The 24,681-nt window shown below is 62.7% G+C and carries 19 protein-coding genes; 10 read left to right on the top strand and 9 right to left on the bottom strand.

What is annotated here, in order from left to right:
- Positions 1-85: 85 nt before the first annotated feature.
- From N4261_RS14170 to N4261_RS14155, 4 genes are all read right to left on the bottom strand, one after another.
- Positions 86-2,416, bottom strand: a complete 2,331-nt coding sequence (locus N4261_RS14170) for a TonB-dependent siderophore receptor (protein ID WP_261755952.1) — start codon at positions 2,414-2,416, stop codon at positions 86-88.
- 194 nt (positions 2,417-2,610) lie between these two features.
- Positions 2,611-3,918, bottom strand: a complete 1,308-nt coding sequence (locus tag N4261_RS14165; RefSeq protein ID WP_261755951.1) for a lysine N(6)-hydroxylase/L-ornithine N(5)-oxygenase family protein — start codon at positions 3,916-3,918, stop codon at positions 2,611-2,613.
- Positions 3,919-3,927: 9 nt separating this feature from the next.
- Positions 3,928-5,043: a GNAT family N-acetyltransferase gene (locus tag N4261_RS14160; RefSeq protein WP_261755950.1), complete on the bottom strand. Its 1,116-nt coding sequence runs from the start codon at positions 5,041-5,043 to the stop codon at positions 3,928-3,930.
- 100 nt (positions 5,044-5,143) lie between these two features.
- Entirely contained in the window at positions 5,144-6,082 is a 939-nt protein-coding gene (locus tag N4261_RS14155; protein WP_261755949.1) for an alpha/beta hydrolase, read from the bottom strand.
- A gap of 337 nt (positions 6,083-6,419) precedes the next feature.
- Between N4261_RS14155 and N4261_RS14150 the strand changes: the two genes are divergently transcribed.
- From N4261_RS14150 to tcmP, 5 genes are all read left to right on the top strand, one after another.
- Entirely contained in the window at positions 6,420-8,075 is a 1,656-nt protein-coding gene (locus N4261_RS14150; protein ID WP_435532065.1) for a cyclic peptide export ABC transporter, read from the top strand.
- 636 nt (positions 8,076-8,711) lie between these two features.
- Complete coding sequence (locus N4261_RS14145; RefSeq protein WP_261755947.1) at positions 8,712-9,998, top strand: hypothetical protein; 1,287 nt, start codon at positions 8,712-8,714, stop codon at positions 9,996-9,998.
- The gene (locus N4261_RS14140; RefSeq protein ID WP_261755946.1) at positions 9,995-11,083 is read left to right on the top strand and encodes a hypothetical protein; all 1,089 of its coding nucleotides are present in this window, start codon (positions 9,995-9,997) and stop codon (positions 11,081-11,083) included. Before N4261_RS14145 ends, N4261_RS14140 begins: the two co-directional genes overlap by 4 nt.
- A gap of 332 nt (positions 11,084-11,415) precedes the next feature.
- A complete protein-coding gene (locus tag N4261_RS14135; RefSeq protein ID WP_261755945.1) occupies positions 11,416-12,639 on the top strand; it encodes a DUF4263 domain-containing protein in 1,224 nt (407 codons plus the stop codon).
- Positions 12,640-12,903: 264 nt separating this feature from the next.
- Positions 12,904-14,124, top strand: coding sequence for a three-Cys-motif partner protein TcmP (gene tcmP, locus N4261_RS14130; protein WP_261755944.1), 1,221 nt, complete (start codon positions 12,904-12,906; stop codon positions 14,122-14,124).
- A gap of 15 nt (positions 14,125-14,139) precedes the next feature.
- Here tcmP and N4261_RS14125 read toward each other — a convergent pair whose 3' ends face one another.
- The 4 genes from N4261_RS14125 to N4261_RS14110 all read right to left on the bottom strand — a co-directional run bounded on the left by N4261_RS14125 (position 14,140) and on the right by N4261_RS14110 (position 18,034).
- Positions 14,140-15,432: a three-Cys-motif partner protein TcmP gene (locus N4261_RS14125; RefSeq protein ID WP_261755943.1), complete on the bottom strand. Its 1,293-nt coding sequence runs from the start codon at positions 15,430-15,432 to the stop codon at positions 14,140-14,142.
- 57 nt (positions 15,433-15,489) lie between these two features.
- The gene (locus N4261_RS14120; protein ID WP_261755942.1) at positions 15,490-16,245 is read right to left on the bottom strand and encodes a DUF5131 family protein; all 756 of its coding nucleotides are present in this window, start codon (positions 16,243-16,245) and stop codon (positions 15,490-15,492) included.
- On the bottom strand, positions 16,242-16,883 hold the full coding sequence (locus tag N4261_RS14115) for a LexA family protein (protein ID WP_261755941.1): 642 nt from the start codon (positions 16,881-16,883) through the stop codon (positions 16,242-16,244). Before N4261_RS14115 ends, N4261_RS14120 begins: the two co-directional genes overlap by 4 nt.
- 164 nt (positions 16,884-17,047) lie before the next feature.
- Positions 17,048-18,034, bottom strand: coding sequence for a DNA-binding protein (locus N4261_RS14110; RefSeq protein WP_261755940.1), 987 nt, complete (start codon positions 18,032-18,034; stop codon positions 17,048-17,050).
- A gap of 120 nt (positions 18,035-18,154) precedes the next feature.
- Between N4261_RS14110 and N4261_RS14105 the strand changes: the two genes are divergently transcribed.
- Positions 18,155-19,318, top strand: coding sequence for a site-specific integrase (locus N4261_RS14105; RefSeq protein WP_261755939.1), 1,164 nt, complete (start codon positions 18,155-18,157; stop codon positions 19,316-19,318).
- A gap of 200 nt (positions 19,319-19,518) precedes the next feature.
- Here the strand turns inward: N4261_RS14105 and N4261_RS14100 are convergent, their stop codons facing one another.
- Positions 19,519-19,680 (bottom strand): hypothetical protein, encoded by a 162-nt coding sequence (locus N4261_RS14100; protein ID WP_261755938.1) that lies wholly within the window; start codon positions 19,678-19,680, stop codon positions 19,519-19,521.
- 50 nt (positions 19,681-19,730) lie between these two features.
- Here N4261_RS14100 and N4261_RS14095 point away from each other — a divergent pair, with 50 nt between their 5' ends.
- The 4 genes from N4261_RS14095 to N4261_RS14080 all read left to right on the top strand — a co-directional run bounded on the left by N4261_RS14095 (position 19,731) and on the right by N4261_RS14080 (position 24,563).
- On the top strand, positions 19,731-20,846 hold the full coding sequence (locus N4261_RS14095; protein ID WP_261755937.1) for a hypothetical protein: 1,116 nt from the start codon (positions 19,731-19,733) through the stop codon (positions 20,844-20,846).
- A gap of 78 nt (positions 20,847-20,924) precedes the next feature.
- Positions 20,925-21,803 carry a DUF4263 domain-containing protein gene (locus N4261_RS14090; RefSeq protein ID WP_261755936.1) on the top strand — a complete coding sequence of 293 codons (879 nt, stop codon included), beginning with the start codon at positions 20,925-20,927 and terminating at the stop codon, positions 21,801-21,803.
- A 450-nt stretch (positions 21,804-22,253) separates the two neighbouring features.
- Complete coding sequence (locus N4261_RS14085; protein ID WP_261755935.1) at positions 22,254-22,988, top strand: cyclodeaminase/cyclohydrolase family protein; 735 nt, start codon at positions 22,254-22,256, stop codon at positions 22,986-22,988.
- A 54-nt stretch (positions 22,989-23,042) separates the two neighbouring features.
- Complete coding sequence (locus tag N4261_RS14080) at positions 23,043-24,563, top strand: RES family NAD+ phosphorylase (protein ID WP_261755934.1); 1,521 nt, start codon at positions 23,043-23,045, stop codon at positions 24,561-24,563.
- Positions 24,564-24,681 lie beyond the last annotated feature (118 nt).

Here is a 24,681-nt window from a genome sequence, read left to right as displayed (position 1 = left end):
AACGGGAAGGGCGGCCCCGGGCCGCCCTTCTGAGCCTCGAGCGCCGGTCCCCCGGCGGGCTCGATGGCCTCGGTGAGCCCGAACCTCAGAACCGGTAGCTGCCGCGCAGCCAGGTGCTGCGCGGCGTGCCAAACATGTAGCCGGACTGACCGCTCATCCAGACATAGGTCTTGTCGGTGACGTTCTCGACATTCAGGGACAGGGTCAACTGCGGGGTCACGTCATAACGGGCCAGCAAACCCAACAGCGTGTAGCCGCCCTGGGTCAGCGCAGGCTTGGAGACCACGTCCATCGAGGTGCGGTTCTGATAGCTCAGGTTGCCGCCGACGGTGACCCGATGCCATGCACCGGGCAGCCGGTAGCTGGTGGCCAGGTTGAGGGTGCGCGTGGCCAGTTGAGGCGAGAGCGCGCTGCCGTCGGCCTTGACTGGCGTGCCATAGGCATAGCCGGCCTGCAACTGCCAGCCGGTCAGCAGTTCACCAGCCACGCTGAATTCGTAGCCCTCGGTCACGGTGCCGCGCTCGCCGCGGAAGGCCGGCGAGCCATCCGGCTGGAGGGTGCCGGTCGCCACCGGCACGTGGTCCTGCTTGGTCCGGTAGACAGCGGCCGCAGTGGTCACTCGGCCGCCCAAGTGCTCGCCCTTCACGCCGAACTCCACATTGCTGCCGCGCTGCGGTTCGATCACCTCGCCGTTCACATCCTTGGAGGTGTTGGGCTGGAAGATCTGGGTGAAGCTGCCGTAGACCGACAGGGTAGGGGTCAGGTCGTAGATCACGCCGGCGTAGGGTGTGAACACGGCGTCTTCTTTCACCGGCGCTGCGTCGACGCGCGCGCCGTTGGCGGTGCCGGCCCAGGAGCGCTGATAGCCCTTGTTCTCATACCAGGTGACCCGTGAACCGACCACCAGGGCCAAGGCGTCAGCCGCCTGCAACCGCACGGCCCCGTAGAGCGCGCGCTCCTCGGTCTCGCCATACTGACGCAGTCGCGGATAGCGGAAGTCGGGCTTGGCGATCGCCCCCAGGTCAAAGACGGCGCCGGGACGGCGGTCCAGCCGGGTGCCGGTGTTGAGCGCACTGTTGTTGGCGATTTCACTGTCGAGCGTGTTGACGCTGACGCCCAGCACCGCCTGGTGGGTGCGGCCGAGCCACTGGAACGGCCCGGTGGCAAACACATCTGCGGACCGGTTGGTCCCTTCGGCCGGGTTGTCGCTCAGCGAGACCACGCCCAGTTGGGTGGCCGCATTGATGGGGAAGGTCGGCAGCGTGCTCTGCAGATCACCGCTGTAACGCTCCCGCTGGTTCTTCACCTGGGCCACTTCCGCCTTCACCTGCCAGCCGTTGTCGAAGTCATGCTGCAGGTTGAGGAAGGCACGTCGCGTCTGCATGTTCCACACGCTCCAGGGCGTGCTGAAGGAATAGGAACGTGGCACCACCAGCCGCGTCCCATTGCCGTAATAGGGCGGGATGTTGCCGAAGTTGGCACCGTCGATGTCGTTCTTCTGATACTCGAATCCCGCGGCCAGCACGGTCCGCGCGCCCAGATCGGTCTCGACGATGCCGTAGGCCAGACTGTCCTTGCGCTGCTTGCGGTCGATGAAGGTATCGCCGCCCGACTGCGAGGCCACCAGGCGGCCCCGCACGCCGCCCGAAGCCGTCAGGCTGCCGCCGACATCGACCTGGGCCAGCGCACGGCGCCAGTTGCCGGCGCCCACCGTGAGGCTGCCGGTGAAGTCCTTGGTCGGGCGTTTGCGCACCAGGTTGATCGACCCGCCAGGCTGGCCGACACCGTTGAGGAGGCCGGCCGGGCCACGGATCACCTCGACTCGTTCATACATGGCCATGCTGGTCATGCTGGCCTCCGCCGACACATTGTTGAACGCCAGCGTGGGAATGCCATCGACCATCTGGCTGAGCGAGAAACCGCGCGAGGTGAAATCGACCCGTTCGTCCCGTCGGTTGACGACGATGCCGGGCGTCTGGCGCATGACCTCGTTGAGCGTGTCCAGGTTCTGCTCATCCATCTGCTGCCGTCCGATGACGCTCAGCGACTGCGGCGTCTCTCGCGGCGAGAGCGGCATGCGCGTGCCGGCGCCGGTGCTGCGCGTGGCGTAGGAGCGGGGATTTGCGGCGAGGGCAGAGCGTCCGTGCACCGACACAGTCGGCAACGCAACCCCGGTGTTGTCCGCAGGGCCCGCCGCCCGCGAAGCCGTCGCGCTCGAAGCCGCCGCGCCCGGGGCTGCCGCGGTGGTCGCGGGCTGCCGCGTGTCCTGCACCGCGTCGGCGGCCTGGGACCAGGCCGGTCCGGCGGCGGCGAGGGCGGCGCTGCCGAAGGCGCCGGCCAGCGCGAGGGAGAGTCGGCGAGGGCGGGGCCCACGGGCGTGGACGAACGACGAGACAAGCGGCGACGACAGGGACATGGCGCGATCCTTCTGGGGATTCATGGTTGTGGTGGAAAAACTCGGCGGGAGCCCGACACGTGAAAAAGCGCGCGGCCACGAGATTCCCGTGTGGCAGCGCGCGTGGCGATGGGGCATGGATGAAAGGAAAAAGGGCGGCAGCGCCTCCTTGGTTCTGCGATCCTGCGAGGTGACCTGGCTCTGCGGACCCGGTACTAGGCGGCCTGACGTGGGCTTTCCTGGCGGGTGCCGGCAGGGTCCAGACTCACGGCCCCGCGCAGCGCGCCACGGATCTCCCCGGAGCGGATGGCGGTGACCGACAGCAGCGTGTCGCTCAGGCCGTGGGTCAGCTCGCAAGCGCCTTGCAGGAAGATGCTGGGATGGAATCCCGGCGTGGCCCGCAGGCGGTAGTGCCGGTCCACCTCGAAGTCGCCCAGGTAGGGCGCGAGGGGCGCCAGCAATGCGCGGTGCCGGTCACGCTCGTAACCGGTCGCCAGCACGATGGCGTCATAACGCTGGGTGGTCGTTCGTTCGTGGTTCAGATCGCGCAGGGTGAGCTGGACGCCGTCCTCGACCGCCTTCACCCCGGTCACCTCGTGACGTCGCAGGAAGCGATGTCGCTCTGCGCCCGCCACCCGCTGCCGGTAGAACACCTCGAAGATCTGCTGGATCAGCGCCAGATCGGGCGCCGCATAGTTGGTGTGCCAGAACTCGTTGAGCAGGTCATCGCGCTCGCTGCCGCTGCGGCTGAAGACGAAGTCGGTGAAGTCGGCGTTGAAGATCTCGTTGACGAAGGGGCTGTCGTCCGACGGCTTGATGGCACGCGCCCGCATGATCAGGTCCACCTGCGGCCGCTGCGGCCGGCCGTGCAGGTCCATGAAGATCTCTGCCGCGCTCTGACCTGCGCCCACGATGGCAAGACGCCGCGCCTGCGGATGGCCAGCGATGGCCTGCAGGTAATGGCTCGAGTGAAAGACCCGTGGATCCTCCTTGAAGCCCCTGAACTCCGCCGGGATGCGCGGCATGCCGCCCACCCCGACCACCAGATGTCGGGTCAGCCGCTCGCGCACCTGCCCCGACGCGTCGCGGGAGCGAACACGCAGCAGCTGGACTTCCCCCCCGCGCGGCTCGGGCAGCACCTCGACGATCTCCTCGCCGTAGACACACCGATCGGCGAACTGGGCCGCCGCCCAGGCCAGGTAATCGTTGAACTCATGGCGGCTGGGAAAGAAGGTCTTCAGGTTGATGAAGTCCTGCAGCCGCTCCTTCTGATGCAGGTAGTTCAGGAAGGTGAAGCGGCTGGACGGGTTGCGCAGCGTGGCCAGGTCCTTCAGGAAGGAGATTTGCATGTGCGCATGGTCGAGCAACATGTTCTTGTGCCAGACGAAGCCTGGCTGTCGCTCGATGAACAAGGCGTCCAGCGGTCGCTCGCGGGAGGCGGGGGCCTGGCCTTCCTCCAGCGCGATTGCCAGCGCGATGTTGGATGGGCCGAAGCCGATGCCGATCAGATCGTGGATATGCATGAAAGTGCCTCAGGAGTGCGGGACTGCAAAAGGGAAATCGCCGCGCGGGATCCAGAGCGCGTCGTCGAAGAAGCGCTCGCGCAGCAGCATGCCGAGCACGGCGCGCTTGTGCGGAAACTCGATCTCCTTGAGCGAGGCATAGCCGCAGCGATTCAGGCTGTGAATCATTCGGTGGTTGTCGATCCGCGGCTCGATGACGAGGCGCTGCGTGCGGCAGTCGTCAAGAAAGAGATAGTGGGAGACCCCTGGCATCCAGGCCGTGAGGAACTCGCGGCCCCGCAGCGACGGCTCGCCGACGAGCACATGCCAGCCGCGATCGTGATCGGCGGCGTCGTAGAACGGCGCGATGCGGTCCTCCTTGGCCCAGTAGACCTCGAAGTAGCTGAAGGGCTGATCGTCGAAACAGCCGATCAGGCCGAGGGTGTGCGGGTCCTGCGCGATGCCGCTCAGATAGCGGCGGTGATGGAGCAGGTCGCCGGTTTCTTGCCAGAAGTGCGCCACGGTGGGCTCATTCATCCAGCGGTTCACGTCGGCCAGGTCGCGCTCCACGTCCAGAGCGCGCAGGGTGAAGGTCCTGTCCAGCCAGGGAATGTGCCGGCGGTAGACGATGCCTTCGGGTTTGGGCGGTCGGCGCGGGTGACGGCGTCCGTCCTTGCTGAACTGGTACTGGATGGGCGGCGCGGGACGGCGTGAGACCCGCCAGCGTTCATCCCACTGCCAGAAGAGTTGCCGTGTGACGGTGACAGCCGCCGTGTCGGACGGCAGCGCCAAGCCGGCGGTCAGCAGGGCGGCGAGACCGGGCAGGGCAGTCGGCAGGCGGAGCGCCGGCAGGCCAGGGCGCAGCGAGAAGACGGCTTCCAACGCCGCCGGTAGGTGGTCGTCGGTCAGCGACGTGGGGGTTGCGGCGAGGCCCGACCCATGGAGATGCAGCGACGGCAACGGCATTCCGGATTCCAGCAGCCAAACGCTGGCGGCCGCACCGTCCAGCGGCTTGACGGTGACCTGCGGCCCCTCCATGACGGTGTCAAAGGCGCGCGCACCGGCGTGGCTCCGGATCCTTCCCGGCAGGCCCGCGAGGGCTTCGCGGCAATCAGCGGTGGCCTGGCCCAGCGGCGTGTCAAACATGGAGCGACCTTGCGAATGGAGGCGCGGCACCGACGGCACCGCCTGCCTGTGAGGAAGACGTTTGCGGCGCGGTTCTGTTCATCGGGGGCATCCGCAGTGCTCAGCGGAACGCCTGAGTCAGCACGGCGGCGAGGTCGCGGCGCAGCACGGCCGCGTCCTCGACCACATTGCCCAGCCGTGCGAAGTCATGGACCATGCCCGGATACACCTTCGTGGAGACCCTCACGCCGGCGGACCTCAGGGCCTCGGCATAGGCCAGGCCCTCGTCGATCAAGGGATCGAATTCCGCCAGGGCCAGATGGGTCGGGGCGAGTCCGTGCAGGGAGTGCGCCTGCAGCGGCGCAAAGCGCCAGTCAAGCCGGTCGCTTTCGTTGCGCAGGTAGTGGGCGAACATCCATTGCAGGGTGCGGGCCTCCAGCAGATGGCCACTGGCCAGGCGATGGTGCGACGGGCTGTCCTGGTGGGCGCTGACACAGGGATACAGCAGCAACTGCAGCACGGGCTGTGGCAGGTCCGCTGCTCGGTCGGCAAGGGCCAGGGCAGTGGCCAGGGTGCCGCCGACACTGTCCCCGCCGTACGCGAGGCGGGATGCATCCAGTCCCTGTCGGGCCGCATGCTCGCGCACCCATGCCGCCGCGTCCTGCGCATCTTCGAACGCGGTCGGAAAACGATGCTCCGGCGCCCGTCGGTAGTCCACGGCCAGCACGGCGCAGTCGGCGAGGTCCGCCAGATCCCGACAGAGCGAATCGTGCGAATCCAGACCGCCCAGCACGTAGCCGCCACCATGAAAGAACAGCAGCGTCGGCCGCGGCGCGGAGGCGCAACCCGGGTAGAGCCGTGCGGGCAAGGCGTGGCCGTCCCGCGCCGTGATGGTGAGCGAAGTGCTGGAAACCTCCGCGCCGGGCAGGTCCAGCGCGAGCGTCGACCGGTCGTAGGCCGTGCGCGCCTGGGCGGGCGTCATGGTGTGAAGCGCGGTGCCGTCGGCGTGGGCGTCGTTGACCAGTTCAAGGAAGGCGTCGAGGTCGGGATGGAGCGGCATGGGGCTGGGGCGCGACTGGAGCGGAAAGCCGGCGCAGTGGTGTCAGGACTAGGACGTCCTGGCGGCGCATTTGTTCATGGGCCCCGCGCCAACCAGGGACATTCCCATCGCCGTGAACATTCCGGCGGCTGAAACGTCTCCCTCCTGAGGACCTCACCGTCCGTCCCCGGTCTGCCGCCGGCTGAAAGACACGCTGATGAACACATCCCCAGTTCCTGACCCTGCCACCGCCAGCGCCAGCGCCAGCGCCACCCCCGATCCGTCGCGCAAGGCTTCCACCACCGGCGGCGAGGTGTCAGCGCTGCTGCGGCCCTTTTTGCCCTGGTTGCTGGTGTCGATGGTGACCGGCTTGGCGGCCGGAGCAGCCACGGTGGCGCTGCTGGGCACCATCAACACCGTGCTACACCGGCCCGGGGGCTTGGCGGGCGGGTTGTTGCTGACCTTCGTGGCCTTGTGCGTGGTGGCCCTGGTGGGACGAGCGACGTCGAGCATGTCCACGAACCTGGTCGGTCAACGGCTGGTGGCCCAGGTGCGCAAGACGCTGGCGCGCAAGATCCTTACCGCGCCCATCGACGCGCTGGAGCGCTATCGGACCCACCGGCTGATGCCGGTCCTGACCGGCGATGTGGACATGATCAGCGACGCCGCTTTCGTGCTGTCGTCGGCGGTCATCGCGTTGGCTATCACGCTGGGCTGCCTGGGCTACCTGGCCTGGTTGTCGGCGCCGTTGTTCGGTCTGCTGCTCGTCGCGCTGGTGATTGGCGTGGGCGTACAGACCTGGGCCCAGGCCCGAGGCATCCGCGGCTTCCACAAGGCGCGTGATGCCGAGGAGCAACTGCACAAGGCTTACCGCGCCATCAGCGACGGGGCCAAGGAACTGCGGATGCACCGGCAGCGGCGCGCCGGCATGTACGGAGGCCAGATCGAGGGCACGGTCGATCGCATCCAGGAGATCAATCGCCGCGCGATCGGCACGTATGTGCTGGCGACGGCCTTTGGCTCGGCGCTGTTCTTCCTGCTGATCGCGCTGATCCTTGGCTGGGCAGCGTGGCGGAGCATGGCGCCCGCTGTGCTGAGCGGCTTCGTGCTGGTGCTGCTGTTCCTGAAAGGCCCTCTGGACCAGATCGCCTCGGCCGTGCCCGGCATCGGACGGGCGCGGGTGGCATTTCAGCGCATTGCTGACATGTCGGCGCGATTCGCCACCCCGGAGCCCTTCCTGGATCTGAACACGCCCGGCGAAGCGGCGGTGCTGGCCGACACCATTGCGTTGCGAGGCGTTCGATACGCTTTCGCCAAGCCTGAGGGAGGCGAAGCCTTCGTGCTGGGACCGGTCGATCTGACGCTGCGGCGCGGCGAGATGGTGTTCATCGTGGGCGACAACGGCTCGGGCAAGACAACGCTGGTCAAGCTGTTGCTGGGTTTGTATGCGCCGCAGCAGGGCGAGGTGCTCTTGGATGGCGTCCCGGTGACCGACCAGACGAGGGACCACTACCGGCAGCTCTACACCACGGTGTTTTCGGATTTCTATCTGTTCGAGGATCTGGCCGCGCAGGCCGGGCAGGGTGGGAGTCTGCCGGCGAGGGCCTTGCCTTACCTGGAGCGGCTGGAGATTGCGCACAAGGTGTCGGTGAAGGACGGCTCGTTCAGCACAGTCGATCTCTCGACCGGTCAGCGCAAGCGGCTGGCGTTGGTGCACGCCTATCTGGAAGGTCGGCCGGTGCTGGTGTTCGACGAATGGGCGGCGGATCAGGATCCGACCTTCCGGCATCTGTTCTACACCGAACTGCTACCGGAGCTTCGGGACCAGGGGCATCTGGTGATCGTGGTATCTCACGACGATCGCTACTTCCATCTGGCGGACCGGGTGCTCCGAATGAACAATGGCGCACTCCTTGAATCTCCTGGATCTGCCGCGGAATCGGCAGACCAGGTAGGCGGCCGCGGTCTTCGTGGGGATGTGCCGCGACCAACGAGAGCGGGTGCCGCCGCGTGAGTGCTTCGCCGCGTGTGCGGACGCGGTGATCTGGTAATTCATCCCAACCTGCGGCTGGTGGCTGGACCAGGTCGAGCGCTTCTTGGCATTGAGCAACGACAAGGCCATCCGCTGCGGTTCGATCGCCAGCTCAGGTATCAGTGGGGCGAGACCCCAGGTTCGCGATCAACGGCTCGCTTGGCTGTACTGGGTTCGACAAGTTCGAGTCGGTGGTCGAAAGTCGGACAATGTGGATTATGTTGCGTCACGCAGCAAACGAATCGATCTTCGTGTGGTGAGCTAGGCGTTTGATGATCTAAACCACCTGAAATCGCACCTCGAGCCACTCGAAAAGCCGTCCCCAGTCGATTGCGCGCACCTTAGATCAGGGCCACCTGTCGCAGCGCACCTTAGATCATCCGACCTGAAGTGCGTTCCATGGCTGCCGGAACGAAATCGCTACGTGGATTGGTAGGAAACGCTGCACGTGATCCTGCGCAGGCTACGTACTGGCTACTTCGGGCAACCCACCTGGCTGTTGGCATTCAGTCCGCGCGGCCTCCGCAAGCGAATCTGCCGATCAGAAGTCGGCGGCGGCCCCGGATGAGCTGGCCTGCCCCACAACTACAATCCCGCGAGCTATTTTTGGGGAGCTAGATGTCGACAACTACCAACCAGGCCAAGGCAGAGTTCGCCCACGATCTACAGGTCGGGCTTGCTCGATCAAGCGTCCCTGAATTCGGGGAACTGCCGCTCGTCGGCATGGCGGGCAAGCTTGCGGTGAACATCCGCGGTCTGGGCGCCATTCAAGGCGACGTTCTGCGCCAAGTCGCTGATCATTTCTTCGACATTCCTGCACTTGCTCTGCGGCCTGTTCTCGACATCCTTGCCGAGATCGGCTACGTCGATCTGATCACGACTGGCAAGACGATCACTTCGGTTATCCCCAACATTCCGCACTTCTCGTCCGTCTACAGCGGACTCGGAGAGTACGTTGGAACGATCGCGCTGACCGAACACGAAGAAGTCGCGATTGCGGTTCTGAACGAGTTGCGAAGCAAGCCCGAGAAGCGCGACGCTATGATCGGCCGCTTGGGGGCGCCGATGCCGGTTTTCAACCGCGTTGAGCTCATAACGAAGACTGGTGGGCTCGTGCTGCCAAAGCGCGCTCGAGGCCAGGATGTTTTGGTCAGCCCGTACTACTTTGCAGACAGTCTAGACGCCCTTGCCTCTCAGGCTGCATCAGGCGGCGCTAGCGGCGTTCAGCGATTGCTGGACCTGCTGAAAAAGGCGCAAGGTTGGCCTCTCTCGATGATTCGTGCACGGGGAGAGATCAACGGCACGAAATTGAGCTCGAGCGAGCTTCAGTTGCTCGAAGAAATGGTTGCAGATGGCGTGCTTCGGCCGCCAAGTCTCCGCAACCCATCGGTGGACGAGCACTTCGTCTTTACTCCGAGGCCCGGTGCGGGTGTTATGGACGGGAGCAAGCGAGAGATTTACGAGCGGACCATGGCCATCGTTGCGGCAGTACGCAAGGGCCAATTGCTGCCGAGTCAATATGCGATCAAGTATCCCGTGGCCCTTCTCGAAAAGCTGGCCACCTACAAGAAGATCGGTGCGAGCACTGAGGCGGCATTGCAGTACACCAATTTGGTGACTTTGCGGGTCGGAAGGCTGGCGCCGCTTCCCCGCTCCGGCTGGTACGAGTTTCAGCTGATCGACACGCCAGAAAACGTCCAGGCGCTGCAGGATGCGATCTCTATCTTCAGATCGGGTGAGCCCCTGTCTGGTGGCGTCTCCGATGACGCGAGGATCGCCTTGCAGCGCGACGAGACCTATATTCAGTCGATTGTGGCGTCTACAGCGCTTAGACAAGTGGCGCGACCGCCGCTTGATGCCCAAGCTCGAGCCGAAATGGAACAACTGCTGCTGGATCTTCGATGATCAAAGATGCCATTCAAAAACAAAAGGCGGTTCGGTATTGCGTAGCGCACGGTTATGTCCCGTATATGGAGTGTCTCGTTCGCTACGGCGAAGACACAGCTGCCAAGCCCTCGGACATCACGGACGTCGACGTGCTCGGCTTGCGACCTGCGGGAGAAGCCCAAGAACGCCGCCTTATCTTCGACTGCAAAACGCTCGCGAAGACAAGTGGCGTGGGTCGCGCGCTCTGGGCTAGCGGACTACTCCAACTGATCCAAGCGGACGAAGCGTTTGTGATCCTCACTAAGCCTGCCCCGGACGGTCACCGACTGGCTGCGGGGAAAATTGGTGTGCATCTTTTCGCTGAAAAGCTTTTTGACGAATACGCCCGCTCCTCATCGACGAACTACCTGGAAGGGATCACCTACCTCGACAACCTTGAAGCATGGGATGCACTGTGGAAGCTACGCACGCAGCTCCCGCGAGTGGCCCCTCTTGTCGAATTTTTGTCGAGTGAGGCCGCGTTCGAGCGAAGCGCGACTGCGGGGTTCAGGACGCTCCTGTCGCGACTAAAGTCCGCGGAAGGCGAGTTCGATGTGACCAAACCGATTCACCGCCTGCTCTATGCCGTGGTCATAAGTCAAGCGATCACCTTCCTCAGCTCGATCGTGAGGGAATTCAGCACAGTCTTTGATCAAGGCATGGGTCTCGAAGCTTTTCAAACGACCTTGCGAAACCACGTTTGGGGTGGGCGTGAGGGCTATGAGCTCCGGAAGCGCCTACACATTGCACTTCAGGCCGGCAAACAGGAAGATGTCACGGACTTTCAACTCCCGGGATGGGAAAAGTTCGTTGAATTGGTCAGAGCTCTTCTTGATGCGCCGATGCTTACAGGAACGCCGGCTCTACCTGTAAAGGACATTGCGTTTCGAGAGATGGCCACGCCGAGCTCACTGGTGGACGCAAGAATCAAGTTCGAGCTTAGTTCGAACCCACGTGCACGGCAATTCGCAATGGGCGTAAATCGATACGTTGGCTCTCTATCTCGTCTACTCAAAGACTGCTCGGAAAACTTCGCAAGCGGGCTATCTAAGGTCGCGGCGTAGAGGCTTGCACAGGTTGCGAGGTATGTGCAACGGTGTGCACCCATGCCCTTGTACTAGTCTGGCGTACCCGAATCGAGTTGACTCTCGACCTACTCTCTGAGAATTCGCACGGTGATTGCGATCCAGAATGGACTTGGCAATGCTTATGAGGATGCCCTCGTCGGGCTCAGAAGTCGGGCTTTTCGCCCCGCAATTCTGCCGCCCTGGGCGTTAGTCCTTCGAGCTGGGAAGGCCTAGTGAGTAGCATTTGGCCAACTGCCTCCGCACCTGCCGCTGAGCTTCAGACCAAGACTTAGGGAGTCACCATGTCGACGAGCAGTGCGGGGCCTCACATGAGTGCCGAGATCGCAAGGAGGCTGCTGAGCCGGTTAACCCCGTCGGCATTCGCAGCCTTCACCGAAGCAATGTTCCAGAGCGACGAGGAGCCTCTCGCTGCCTTCAGGAACGCAGGCAACGGCGTCTTCGTGCGGCCACTTCGTTCCTCCTATGGCGGCTCACTTCACGAGGTCTTTGTCCGCCATTGGACGTGTGGTGTCCAGTCAACTCCATCGCTGAATTCGATCACCCGAGACCCCTTCTTGCGGAGCACGCTCCGACGTATCCGCAGCATCTATGGAAATCAACTCGGCGCATGGGGCATGGTTTCGCCATACATCGTGCCCGCCAAGCAACTTCAGTCCCTGGCGTTCCTGACCAACATCACGGGCAATGCAAAGGACGATTACGAGACGGAGATCGTGCCTCGGTATGCTGCCGCGGCGCGCAAGTGCGGCCTTCGACCTCCTCTGGTCCTAGTCGGCAGCTATGACTCGTATGTCGACAAAGTACTCGGCAAGACCAGCAGTACGCTGCTGGATTTGCTTTCCCGTCATTCCGATGGCGTCCGAATCGCATGTGAGAACGAGACTTTCTCGGTTCAGCGCTACGAGGTCGAGGGTTCGCTGACGGGGGCGATCCAACGATCGGAAGCTGTCGCGTACGAACCGGTGTACATCTTGTCGCCACAACCCGGAGACGATCTGCTTAGGGAGTTTGAACACCTCTTGAACAGCAATGCGGAGGAATCAAGGCTCGAAGCCTTCCTGTCAGCCAACTTCCGACAGGTGTTTGGCCAAAAGTACGATCGAATCGAGACTCAGCTATGGCTTAAGTACCCCGAACTCGATATTGCAGGCAGGACTCGTCGGACGGACCTCTTCATGCGCAACTCGATCACAAACGATTGGGAGCTACTGGAGCTAAAGCGCCCTGATACCCGCTTGGCAACCGCCTATCGTAGTGTCCCGAATCTGTCCCGCGACGTGATGGGAGGCGTCGAGCAACTTCGCAATTACGCCCGCATATTGGCCCAGCAATCCGTGCGGGACAGCCTTCGTCGGCGAGGCATAGAGTACTTCCAGCCGGATCTCACACTCGTTGTTGGTCGGTCGCCGACCATCTCTGTGGCGCAGTGGCGTTGGCTCGTCTCGTCGATACACGATGTGCAGGTCACGACCTACGGCAGCCTGCTCGACGAATTGCGAGTGCGCGGTGCGGAGCGGGGCGCAAACTGGTAAGCCGAAGACCAGCATGCCCAGGCGGCGTGGAGGAAATGAAGTCTGCGTGCGTTCGGTCTCCTACCAACAATCTGCTGCGCACTTTGTTTCCGCTGCGCTCCGAACCGCCTTGGATGCCGCAGAGGTCAGTGAAAGTGTCTGGGTTGATGGTTATCCGAGCGCCCATTGCAGTAGGCCGCAGTTCGTAGAGCCATCTACGGTTGCCATCCTCAGTCCTGTGCTGGCATACTGTTTGGATATACAGCTCATGGAATGATGTAGCGTATGGATGATGTGGCGACCCCCTTGATTCCGGCAGCCTATGACGGGCGAGAGCAGGCGCTGGTCAAGCACCGGCTTCTTGAGGACTATCTCGAGAAGCTCTTCCTCATCATCGGTATGGGGTCCAAGAGCGGAGGCGGCAGCATCGAGCTCTGCTACGTCGATTGCTTCGCCGGCCCCTGGGGCGATCCGTCCGAGGACATGCAATCCACATCGATTGCGATTTCGCTCAAAACGCTGGCCGCTTGCCGAAATGAGCTTGCGAGCAGGAAGGTCTACGTCAAGATCCGAGCCCTGTACGTCGAGGCCAAACCGTCGTCGTTTCGCAGGCTGCAGACCTACCTAACTACCGGCACGCCGCGCAGCATCAAATCGCACTGCATGCAGGGCGACTTCGTGACACTGCGGGAGCAGATCCTCGAATGGGTCGGCCCGGATGCCTTCACCTTCTTCTTCGTCGACCCGATGGGCTATACGCCGATCGCTGTGCCCATCCTGGCACCACTGGTGCGTCGCCCCAAGTCAGAGTTCTTGATCAACCTGATGTACGAGCATGCCAACCGCGCCATGTCGATTGAAGGCATGCGGCCAACGATGGCCACGGTCGTCGGCGAGGATCTGGATGTCGAAGGCTTGACGCCGCACGAACGCGAGCATGCCTTCGTCCACGCCTACCGCAAGAACCTGAAGCTGTGCGTTCCAGCATCGAAGTCGAGGCCCGCACGAGCAGCGCATGCGCGGGTGATGAACCCTGAGCGCGACCGCACGAAGTACCACATGGTCTACCTCACTTCGCACCCGAAGGGCGTGGTGGAGTTCATGAGAATTTCGGAAGAAACCGACAAGTTGCAGTGCCAGGTTCGCACCATGCTGCGCGACCAAAAGCAGGTCGAGTCGAAGGGCACTGGCTTGCTGTGGGCGCCAGGCTCGATGGTCGATTTCGACGCTGGACATGCCTCGGCTGCTGAAGTCGATATGTTTTGGCAGATGTTTCTGAGCGATGGCGATCGACACATCGACACGACGGTCTTCGCCGACATCCTGGAGGAGACCGGCTGGTTCGTCGGCGATCTACAGGCCTCGCTGGTTCGCCTGATCAAGTCCGGCAAGGTCGTGAATCGCACCACAGACGCAAGCCGGCGGTACAAGCACCCTCTTCACTTCGACGTCGGTGGCGGTGGCGGTGAGACGCTGGGCTGGATTGGCGCGGCGGCTTTGTTTTAGCCGCTGACCCACCGTTCAGAGAAAGAAGATCGGCCGCTGCTTGCCGGCGGTCAGTACATCGTCAAGCCGCAAGGTCGAGCCGCGGGTCCTCTTGCCGCCGCCGGCTGCTCCTGCCGCGGCGATGTCACCGTTGCGGATCGCTGCATCGAGCGACTGGCGGATCATGTCGGCCGTGCCCGGCGTCGAGCTGCCGATCTGCTGCAGCACGTCACCGAAACGCGTCGGCTTGTCCAAGCCGTAGATCGTGGGCACCAGCTTGGCGGTCAAGCCGTCCAGGCAGCGCTGATTGGCGATCGCGTCGAAATGATGCGCTTCGCCGAGGTCGATCGCTTCCTGCCCGGTCGCCGCGCGGTCCGCGTTGGTGCTGTAGCCCAGGGTGAAGATGTCGGGCTCGAGGTAGTGGGAGAAATGGTTGGCGTTCTCCCAGTGCAACTCCATCATGACGTCACGCGCCTTGAAGCTGTTCGACAAGTGCACGAGCCAGTAGGTCCAGGATGTGCTGCCCATCGGCGTAATGTAGAAGATCGTGTAGTGCTTGGCGCCGCTGATTTCGACTAGGCCCTTGGCGAGGTTGCGTTGGATCGCCGAGCGCCAGACGTTGCCTCCCGCGGCCTTCAGTCGGTCGAGGGATTCCCAGTCGATGTAGCGGGCCAGGCCGATCTCCTCGAGCTTCTTCCGGCTCTGCTCGGTGTTGCTCAAGAACGTGACCAGCGAATCCACGTTGAAGGTCAGCAGCACCTCCGCGCCCTTTACGTTCGAAAAGATCGTCTTGAGCAACGGTGCGGGCACCTGGTCGTACGCGTATTGGTCCAGGAGGAAGATCGCGCGCTCGCCGCCTGCGCGCTTGCGGATGTCGTTGATGATCGGGCCGACGCGCTCTTGGAACGTCCCTTGAAGCAGCTCGATGTCACGGCCGATTCGACTTGGCTCAACGGTAGCGCCGACCAGCTTGCTTAGGTATGCGAAGTTGCAGCGCTTCTTCTCGACAAAGTAGTACTTGGCATCGACGAATCGCGGCTTCTGACGGCCCACGTTGAGAGCCGCTTGTTGCTCGGCCACGGTCTTCATCGCAATCAGCGGCGAGCCGTCATGGAACTCGCCGGCGTTCTCGCCTGAATAGTCTCCACCGCCGGCGAAGCCGTCCACGACGGAAAGCGTCAGCTTTTCGATGAGCACGTTGCTCATCAACACCTGGATGTACCGCTCAAGGTAGCTTCTGACGATCTGGTGCTTGACCAGGCTATGTGGATCGATAGGCGGGGGACAGCTGCCTACGTGCCAAGAGTACTTGTCGTCTCGTTTGACCATCGTGGGTGGCGCAGTGCGGATGCCAGATCCTAACTGCGCGGTTTCACGTTGATCAACTCAAACGCCCAGTTGACTGGCCGTTCCGGCCGGCATTTCGTCCCAGGTGCGGCCATTGAGCAACCGGCCGTTGGCGTGCTTGGCGCGGCGCTTGCCGTCGGCGCCCCAGCCGCCCCACTGCTTGAAGAAGAAGGCGACTTCCTGTTCCTCGCACTGGGTGCGAATGCTGTCGGCCCACTCCTCCTTCATCGGGCGGGCCTTCGGACCCGACTCGCCGCCGACGATGACCCAATGGATGTCCGTGAGATTGAGCTCGCCAACGTCCTCGAGCAAGGGCTCCACGGACAGGAATCGGATCTTTGCCGGTACGCGTCGCAGATGGTCGATCCGCGGCACGCCGTGCTTGCGGTTCTCAACGGAGACGCCGAGCCAGGCGTTCTCGGGCACGGTGCGCGTCTTGAAGAAGCGGGCCATGCGGGCGCCCCGCTTCGTCAGGATTTGGTACGTGTGGTGCGGAGTGCGCGTGATCACGTCGAAGACCTGCTCGATGTAGGCGTCCGGGATCTTCTCGTGGAAGAGGTCCGACATCGAGTTGACGAAGTACACGGTCGGCTTTCTACGCTTGACCGGGTCTTCAAGCCGATCCGGCAGGATCTGCAGCGCAAAGCCGTTCTCGTAGCCGGGCGTGCCCATGGCCTTGAGGCGCTTGGCCATGGTCTCGGCGTAGCAGTTCTTGCAGCCCGCCGAGATCTTGGTGCAGCCGACAGCCGGGTTCCACGTCTGTTCGGTCCATTCGATGCGACTGATGGTGGTCATGTCTTGGCTCCTCCAAGCTGGGTGTATTTCGGGCTGCCCGCCAGGCCGCCTTTAAGTTTTCTGACGATGCCGCGCACAACGCCGAACACCTCCAGCTCGCCAGTGGGCCGGATGGGCTGGAAGTCCGCATTGTGCGCAATCAGGATCGGGCGCTTGCCCTGGTAACGAAGTTCCTTGAGCGTGAAATCCCCATCGACCAATGCGATGACGAATGCGCCGCCGGACGGTGCGAGGTCGCGATCGACGATGGCGAGGTCACCGTCGCGAATGCCGGCATCTTTCATCGAGTCTCCGCGAACCCTGACGAGCACGGTCGACGAAGGGGATTCGATCAGGTAGCTCTCGATCGTGACCAACTCGGCTGCGGCCTGTCCATCAATCGCTTGCGGCTGGCCTGCTCGAACAGGCGTGTCGAACAGTGGAAGCTCGAAGAAGCGCGCGGTCGGCACCAGTTTCCCGCCAGGCGCAGGCTGCAAGTAACCGGCGAGTGACAAACGTTGGGCGAGCTTCACCGCCGCGTTCTTCGCACGGAAGCCAAGCACCTCGCCCATACCAGCATAAGACGGCAAAACGCCATGCCTCGCGTAGTGGTCGCGAAGCCGGTTCAAGTGCGACGCGTCGGTGTTCGGTTGTCCCATGCTCGTATTGTGGTGTACGAACGTACACCATGACAATCACATCGTCTCGCTTCGGCGACACGTCTTTGGAACTCGTCGCAAAAAATGAAGAGGCCCCGCGACCGATCCGAAGATCGAGCGCGGGGCCTAGGGCCTTGAAACTAGAGCCGCCGAGGCAGTTGGCGTCATGCGCCGGAATTCTTGGATCTTGCGCCGCGCGGCTTCACAGAGCGTGATTCCTTGGGTACCGCGGATATTGGAGCCAGCTTGGCCACCAGCTCCGACATCAGCACCTCCTGTGCAGTGCGTCCCGCCAGTTCGCGTTGTGCGTCCACGAGCTCGGCTTCGAGCAGCCGGATCCGCGCGTCTCGGTCGTCCACCAGCGCCTGCAGGCTCTGCTCGCGCTGCCGCGCGTCGGTCTTCAGTTGGGTCAGTCGGCCCTCTACTGCATTCAACTGCTCGGAGGCGGCGATCTGGGCTTTCAGGGCTTCCTCGAAGCGCTTTGCGATGGATTCGGTCGATTTCTCCGCCTTCGAGCGAAGCAGGCGTTCGCGCTCGATCTCCAGCGCAGCGCGACGCTCGGCGCCGTGGGCGCGCTCATCCGCCGCACTGATGGCTGCGTCAGCACGCGCACGCGTCTCGTCGGCAGCTCGCCGGACCGCAGCAAGGTCCGCCTGGAGGTCGCCGGTCTGTAGTCGAGCGTCGTCCAGGCGCGCGGCCGTTGCAGCGTGCGCGGCACGCTCCCCGTCCAGCGCCTCTCGCGACTGAGCGAGCTCGGCCTGCAGCGCATTGGCCTTGATGGCAGCGGCTGACGCAGCCGCATCGGCCAGGGCGGCTCTGTCCTTTTCGATGTCGACGCTGGCAGCGGCCCCAGCGAGTCCGGCCTTGAGTCGGTCATCAAAATCGAGACGGGCTTCTGCCTGGGCGGCCTCCCAGAGATGTTGGGCGGCCTGGTAGACCGGGTCTGGCATGGACGCCGGCGCCGAGAAGGCTCGCGGGTCCTTGATCCGCCCGCCCAGGTGCTTGAACCAGGTCTCCAGCATCGGGCTGACGGTGTTTGGCGAGCCGCGACCGAGCTTCTGGCGCACGCGCTCGATCGTCGGCCGGGCGCCCTCGAGCAGCAGCGCGTCGCAGGCCTTCCAGACCTCGTCTTCAGTGATGCCGCGTGCCATGTTCTGCTCTCCTTGATCTGCGCCCTGCCCTTGGCCTAAATTAGTCACGATAATAAAATGTTATCGTTGACTAAGCACATTCGGTGTTAAATATCATACATATGATGTACTGAAAATAACATGATCAAACGCGCTGTCAAACTTGTGTTGCCCGATGTCCAGGTGGTCGCCGCGCTCGACCCGGCGGCGCTTGCACCGCTGGCCGAGGACGCTGTGAACGCGCTTCTGGCCGAGGGCGAATCGGAAAACACGGTGCGCAGCTACCAAGCCGCACTGCGGTACTGGGCCGCCTGGTTCTGGTTCCGTTACGCCCAGCCCATCGGCATGCCCGTGCCCGTGGCGGCTGTCCTGCAATTCATCGTGGACCACGTCGAGCGTCGCGTTGCCGGCGGCCTCGAGTCATCGCTGCCATCGGCTGTCGACCAGGCCCTCATCGCCTGTGGGGTCAAGTCAAAGCCCGGCCCGCTGGCCATATCGACGGTCCAGCACCGTCTCAGCGTGCTGTCCAAGGCTCACCAGCTCAAGAGCATGACCAGTCCGGTGCATGACCCCATGGTTCGCGAGTTGGTGGCCAAGACTCGGCGGGCCTACGCCAAGCGCGGGGTCACACCGGAGAAGAAGGCCGCACTGACGCTGGAACCCCTGCAGGCGATGTTGGCCACCTGCGACGATTCGCTGCGTGGAGTCCGTGATCGCGCCCTTCTCTTGTTCGGTTGGTCCAGCGGCGGCCGCCGGCGCTCCGAGGTGACCGCAGCCACCATCGAGAACACGCGCAAGGTAGGCCCGCGGGCCTACAGCTTCACGCTGCTGCACTCGAAGACGAACCAGTCAGGTGCCGCCAGGTCCGACGCTGAGAAGCCTGTGCTCGACGAAGCCGCAGACGCCCTCTCCTGCTGGCTGCGGCGATCGGGTGTCGAGACCGGTCCGATCTTCCGACGTATCCGGCGCGGGGATAAAGTCGGCGAGCCTCTCGCGGCCGGGGCGGTGCGCGACATCGTCCGTGAGCGGGCGGCGCTGGCCGGCTTGCCGGGCGACTTTGCAGCGCACTCGCTGCGCTCCGGCTTTGTGACCGAGGCGGCCAGGCAGAACGTGTCGATCGGCGACACGATGGCACTGACGGGCCACACCTCGCCGACGACGCTGGTGGGCTATTTCCGAGCGGCGGAATCACAGCGCAGTGCAGCGGCACGATTGTTCTCTCCTGCGAAGCCCGATCAAAATGGGACCGCTGCATTACTCACTCCCTCAAACGCCAAGGCAGGCAGCCGCCAGTGCGGATCATGAAAGCGCCCGCGGCTGACCGAAGTCGAGCGCGCAGGCTTAGGTGTTTAAGGCGTGTCGCTTCTGGCTATAGGAGCCGTCATGATCTGGATCCAAGACGGAAACGGCATCCAGGTCGGATTCGACCGGCGGGCTTTCCTGCATCCGGGAGTGTGCCCCCCGCCAGTCTGACCTTAATTGCGGCTAGTGGAACCAATGTCGTTCTATTTCCTGAAGCCAGTGTCATCAGCAAAGTGCACTTCCAAGTCGACGGCGATCAGCCCGAGTTCAGTGATGCCGACAAGCTGGCCTTCGTAGACCAATCGCTTCGCTTCCTTCAGGTCACGGCCATCAAGACGGAGGCGACCGAGCACGATGAAATCCACAGCCTTTTCATGAGTGATCAGACCCGCAATCGACTTGGATTGCCTCCACGATGAGCCGAATTCACACGCTCAACGCTCGTGGCAATCTACTCCCGGGAGCGATCCGGGAACACTACAAGTGGACGGACACAAGGACCTTCGTTGAGATCCAGCGGATCCATCAAGACTTCTTGGATATCCTCAGGGCCAAGGGCATCGACTACGACGAGCTGAGAAATGCGCTGACCCCGCAGACCGGCAAGCAAGAGGCGGCGTTCCTGTTTGATGAGCACCGCTGCAACCCCCATCGGATCGCTGGTGTGGATGCGGCCGATGCCGTCTTCAAGCTGCTACCGGCCGGCACCACGCACAGCGTCCTTGGAGGTGAGCTTATCGGGGACGACCGTGACGAGTTCGCCCGCAAGCTGCTGCGAGAGAAGGCCGTCATCGCCAAGGACTTGGACTTCAAGCACCCGACCTTCTGCTTCGTCGTCTACCTCAACAACCTCTCTGCGGCAGCACTGGAAAACCTGCATGAGGGTTTGAAGCCCCACTCGGGCTATCTCGGCTACGTGCCGTGCACGTATGCCAGTCTGACCAAGACCTTCGTGACGATGCACTTGATGAACTTCGGGATCAGGCACAAGAACACCATGATCCTGGGGCACGAGGATGACCGGCCCAACACCGATGACTTCAATCTCCACTTGCACGACTACACGGCCTTGGGGCTGAAAGTTCGCAGCGTCCAGCTCACGTATTTCGGCATCTTTCTCTCCTACAAGCCCGAGCAGATGCTGCTGCAGGAGACCGATGACGACCTTGAGATCGCTGTTCGCGCGATGTCAAAGGACGTGGCCGACTTCGGCGATTTCACTGTCCACATCGAGGACGCGAAGTTCACATACCTGACCACGGCAAAGGACGGCAAGCTGGCTTTGGCTGGGCTCAACACCTTGACCAAGCCAGAGCTGGAAGAAGCGATCAAGTCCAAGATGCGGTCGAGCTACCTCTACAGCCTGGATTGGCGCGCCGTGCCGGCATCCGAGTCATCGCCTGGCTATCGAGGCAGCTACTTCAACATCATGTTGGAGTTTCCCCGCGAAGTTGGCGATCCAGAACGCGTGACCGTTGCCCTCGAATACCAGCCCACCGTCAAGATCCTCCGCGTCGTGACGATGACCTAGAGCTCGCCGCTCTGCCATGGGAGCTTGGATCTGTAAACTCGAGTCGACTCGACTCGACATTACAGAAAGGGACGGACGATGACGACAAAGGGTAAGTATATTGAGCAGGATTGGAACAAGCTGAACTCGCAGCCGCCAGCTCTGCCTTGTTCACCGGACTTGGAGGCCGCACTCGCAAGCTGTAGTGGCGAGCAGGCATTTCAAGAATCGCTCGCCCGGCACAGCGAGTATTTGCCCCACCTCGCGAATCACCACCATGGCGTCTGGTTCGACTGGGTGCTGTACAAGTATCCGCTTCCGACAGGGAACGTAACGGACTTCGCCTACTTGGAGACCACCTCTGCGGAGAACACCATCGTCCTCATTGAGATCGAGGACCCCAGCAAGCGCATGTGGAAAGGCCCGCCAAACAAACCTGCAAAGTCGGTCGAATTCAACGCAGCGATCGAGCAGGTGACCCGGTGGAGGACCGACCTCAAGGATCCGCAAAAGCTGTCCGCGTTGATTGCAGATTTCAAGCGAATGCTCGGCGCGAGCGGCAAAGCCGCGAACCCCTGGAAGGTTGTCTATGGACTTGTCTATGGTCGCAGCAGCGAGAACATTACCGATGAGCAAAAGGCCGCGTACTCCGACCTACAGGATTCCCTGGGTATCAAACTGATGACCTTCGACCATCTGGTCACGCGACACAAGAACTCTGCGGGGCGCGTTAAGAATGTGATGAGCGTTTCCGTTCCCGGCCCGACCTTCTCGTACCTGTACCTGAACGCGCCTCCACGATCGGAGTTTGGGTACCTCACTTCCGGCGCACTGAAGGTTGGGAAGGAGGCCCGTGAGGTGATCGTTTCCATGGGATACGACCTGGATGCGTGGGAGCGTGGCGAGCCCTTGTCACTCAATGACAAGAAGCCAATAGGTCATATCAGTTCGATTTTTCCAAAGCAGGGGACCACTTGAGAGAGACCTAAGCCGGGCCCGTTGCATCGGCGAGATGCCCGAGCAGAAGCAGCGTGGGTCGCCCTGCCTGATACACGTCGATCTGATGCCGCATGCCCTTCAGCACCACGTGCCGAGCGTTCGGAATCGCTCGCCCAGTCGCGACGCCGCCGCTCGGGTGGACCATGCGATCCTCGTCGCCGTGGCTGACTATGGCGGGCGCTCGAATGGCAGCCAACGACGTAACGCGGTCGGCGGACTTTAAGATGGCGCCGACCTGTCGGAGGGGCGCGCGAGCAACCGCCCTGCCCCCGTTCCGATGCCAGGCCCGCGAAGCATACGCAGTCCAGTAGCCTTGAATCCCCGGCACGGTCGGGTCGCCGATGTGGCTCATCATCGCGATGTAGCGGTGGATCTTGTCCCGACCTCGCTCGAAGACGCGAAGGGGACGCGTGCACAGGGGGAAGAAAATTGTCTGAAGACAGAGCGGACCCGCAACTGGAACTGCTGGAGAAGCCGACCACGGAACTGCTCGACGCCTTTGGGGCTGGCAATGCGTCGCCAGGGTCTGGCAGCGCGGCCGCGCTGATGGGCCTGCTGGCGACCAAGCTGCTGATCACTGTGTGCGACAAGAGCCTGACCAAGGACGAGTGCAAGCCGCACGAGGTCGCGCTGAACTACATCAGGAATGAGGTTGCCGCCGCGGAGCCTCGCCTGAAGGCGCTATTCGAGAAGGACGCACGCGAGTTCGATCAGGTGGTGCAGCTGCGGGTGGCGCGGAACAACGCCGGAACTCCCTCAGAGAGAGCCAAGTTCTCGCGAGACTCCCAAGCCTTGCTGGAGACCGCGACCGACAACGCCTTCGCGGTGATCGATGAGTGCATGAAGCTGATCGAGCACGGGATTGTCGTGTTCGAGAACGGCTGGCACGCAGTCAGGGGCGACTCGGGCGCGGCGATCAGCGTGGCCGTCGCGGCCGTGTTGTCTGGCATCTTCATCGCGAACCTGAACATCAAGACGCTCAAGGGTCGCAGGTACGCCAACGCCAACCTTCAGCGCTGTGCCGATCTGTACCAGAGGGTGTCCGAGAAGCAAGTCCGTGCCATCGGCTGCGTCACTTCGCTCAACGCTGAGGCCGCAGCGGCAGTCACCGGCGCGGTCCAAACCGAGCTCGAGGAAGTCGAAGGGCCTGTGGCCAAGAAATGAGCTGCGATTGCGGCAGAGCCGGCACCACGGATTTCACCGGAGAAGTTTTGACCAATGAGTAATCGAGACCAATACATCTGCTTCGACTGTGTCACCGACCGCTTCCTTAGCCGGGAGATCAAGGGCTCCGGCGAAGTCAACACGTGCATGTGCTGCAACAGCGATGAGCACGAATGCTGGGAGATCGAGGAACTGGCCGAGCGGGTCAAAGGGGTCTTCGACGAGAACTACGAGTTGACTGCGAGCAACCCGGAGCCCTGGGAAGAGGCACTCATGCGCGACCGGGAATCGAGCTATGAATGGCAGCGGGATGGTGAATCGCCGGCCTCCATCGTGAACTACATGACAGGGCTTCCCGAGGACGTCTGCGCCGAGCTGGTCGATTGCTGGGACAGCGGAACGTATCGAGACTACAAGGACCCCGACTACGAAGATCCCTATGGATCAGAGGCTTGCTATGCCGCCGCCGGCGGCGCCAATCACAGCGCAGTCGAAGCGCGTTGGCGCGAGATCCAGGACGACCTGCACCATCGCTCACGTTTCTTCAGCCGTTCGACGGGCGAGTTTCTGAATGACATGTTCGGCGGCGTGCAGACGCTCAAAGGTTTTGACGGCGAAGTCGTCGAGACGCTGTCGCCGGAGACATTCAAAGGAATCTACCGCGGCCGGACTGCGTACGACGAGAGCGAGGTCCGCAAGATCCTTGAAGGGATCCCTGGCCAGCTCGGCGCCCTGCGTGGACGCGCTGTCAGAGCCGGGCGTATGAACGCCGCGGGTGTAACCGTCATGTATGGTGCCCTTGAAGAAGAGACCTGCATCGCCGAGGTTCGAGCGCCTGTCGGATCATTGGTGGTCACGGGCAAGTTCGACTTGCTGCGCCCGATCCGTGTGCTGAACCTAAAGCGTCTCGAACGCTGCTATGAGGATCTCAGCTTGTTCGACCCGAACATCCAGAAGCTGTCCGATCGGATGGCATTTCTGAGGAGTCTGTCCAGGCGCCTATCGGTGCCGGTGTTCAACCACGAGGCCCACCTCGACTACCTAGCCACGCAGTGCATTGCTGAGTACATCGCGGCGATGGAGCCACGCATAGACGGTGTGGCGTTCGCATCGGCCCAGGCAGGCGACAACGCCATGAATCTGGTGCTCTTCGACGATGCATGCCATGTGGCGCCCCTGCCCCACCCCGCGGGTACCAAGGCGCGGTTGCTCACGCACTACGAGCGCGAAGAGGAAGAAGAGGACGAACAGGACCAGGAGAATGAGCACAGTGGCGAACGTTGGCTTACCTTCGATTTCCCCGCGGAGCCGGACCCTTCGTCAGAAGAGGCCCGAGAGGCTGAGCGGGAAGCAAAATTCGTCACGGAACACTGGGATGAATTCGAGATGATCATGGCCTCCGAACGCCCTGCAGCGGCCCCTGGCCGTGCTCGGCCAAAGCCCACACTTGTCCTCGATCTGAAGTCCATCCAGGTACATCGCGTGAGGTCGGTCAAGTACGACGCCCCTCCGAAGCGAGTGTTCGTCTCCGAGCGCACCAGCCGCGAAGTTGAGGACACCGACCTCGGCTTCTAGGCCATGGCGCATGGAGCCCCACAGCGTGCTGCAGTGAACTGAAGCAAAACGAGCCGCATCGCCTGCCTTTCGCCGGTGTCGTAGGCCCGGCCAGCAGAATCTCCGCCAAGTCAGGAGC

It is taken from the genome of Roseateles amylovorans, assembly GCF_025398155.2.
GTDB classification, from domain to species: domain Bacteria; phylum Pseudomonadota; class Gammaproteobacteria; order Burkholderiales; family Burkholderiaceae_C; genus Roseateles; species Roseateles amylovorans.
Note: the sequence above shows the minus strand (reverse complement) of the source record. Positions and strands in the feature narration are given on the sequence as shown.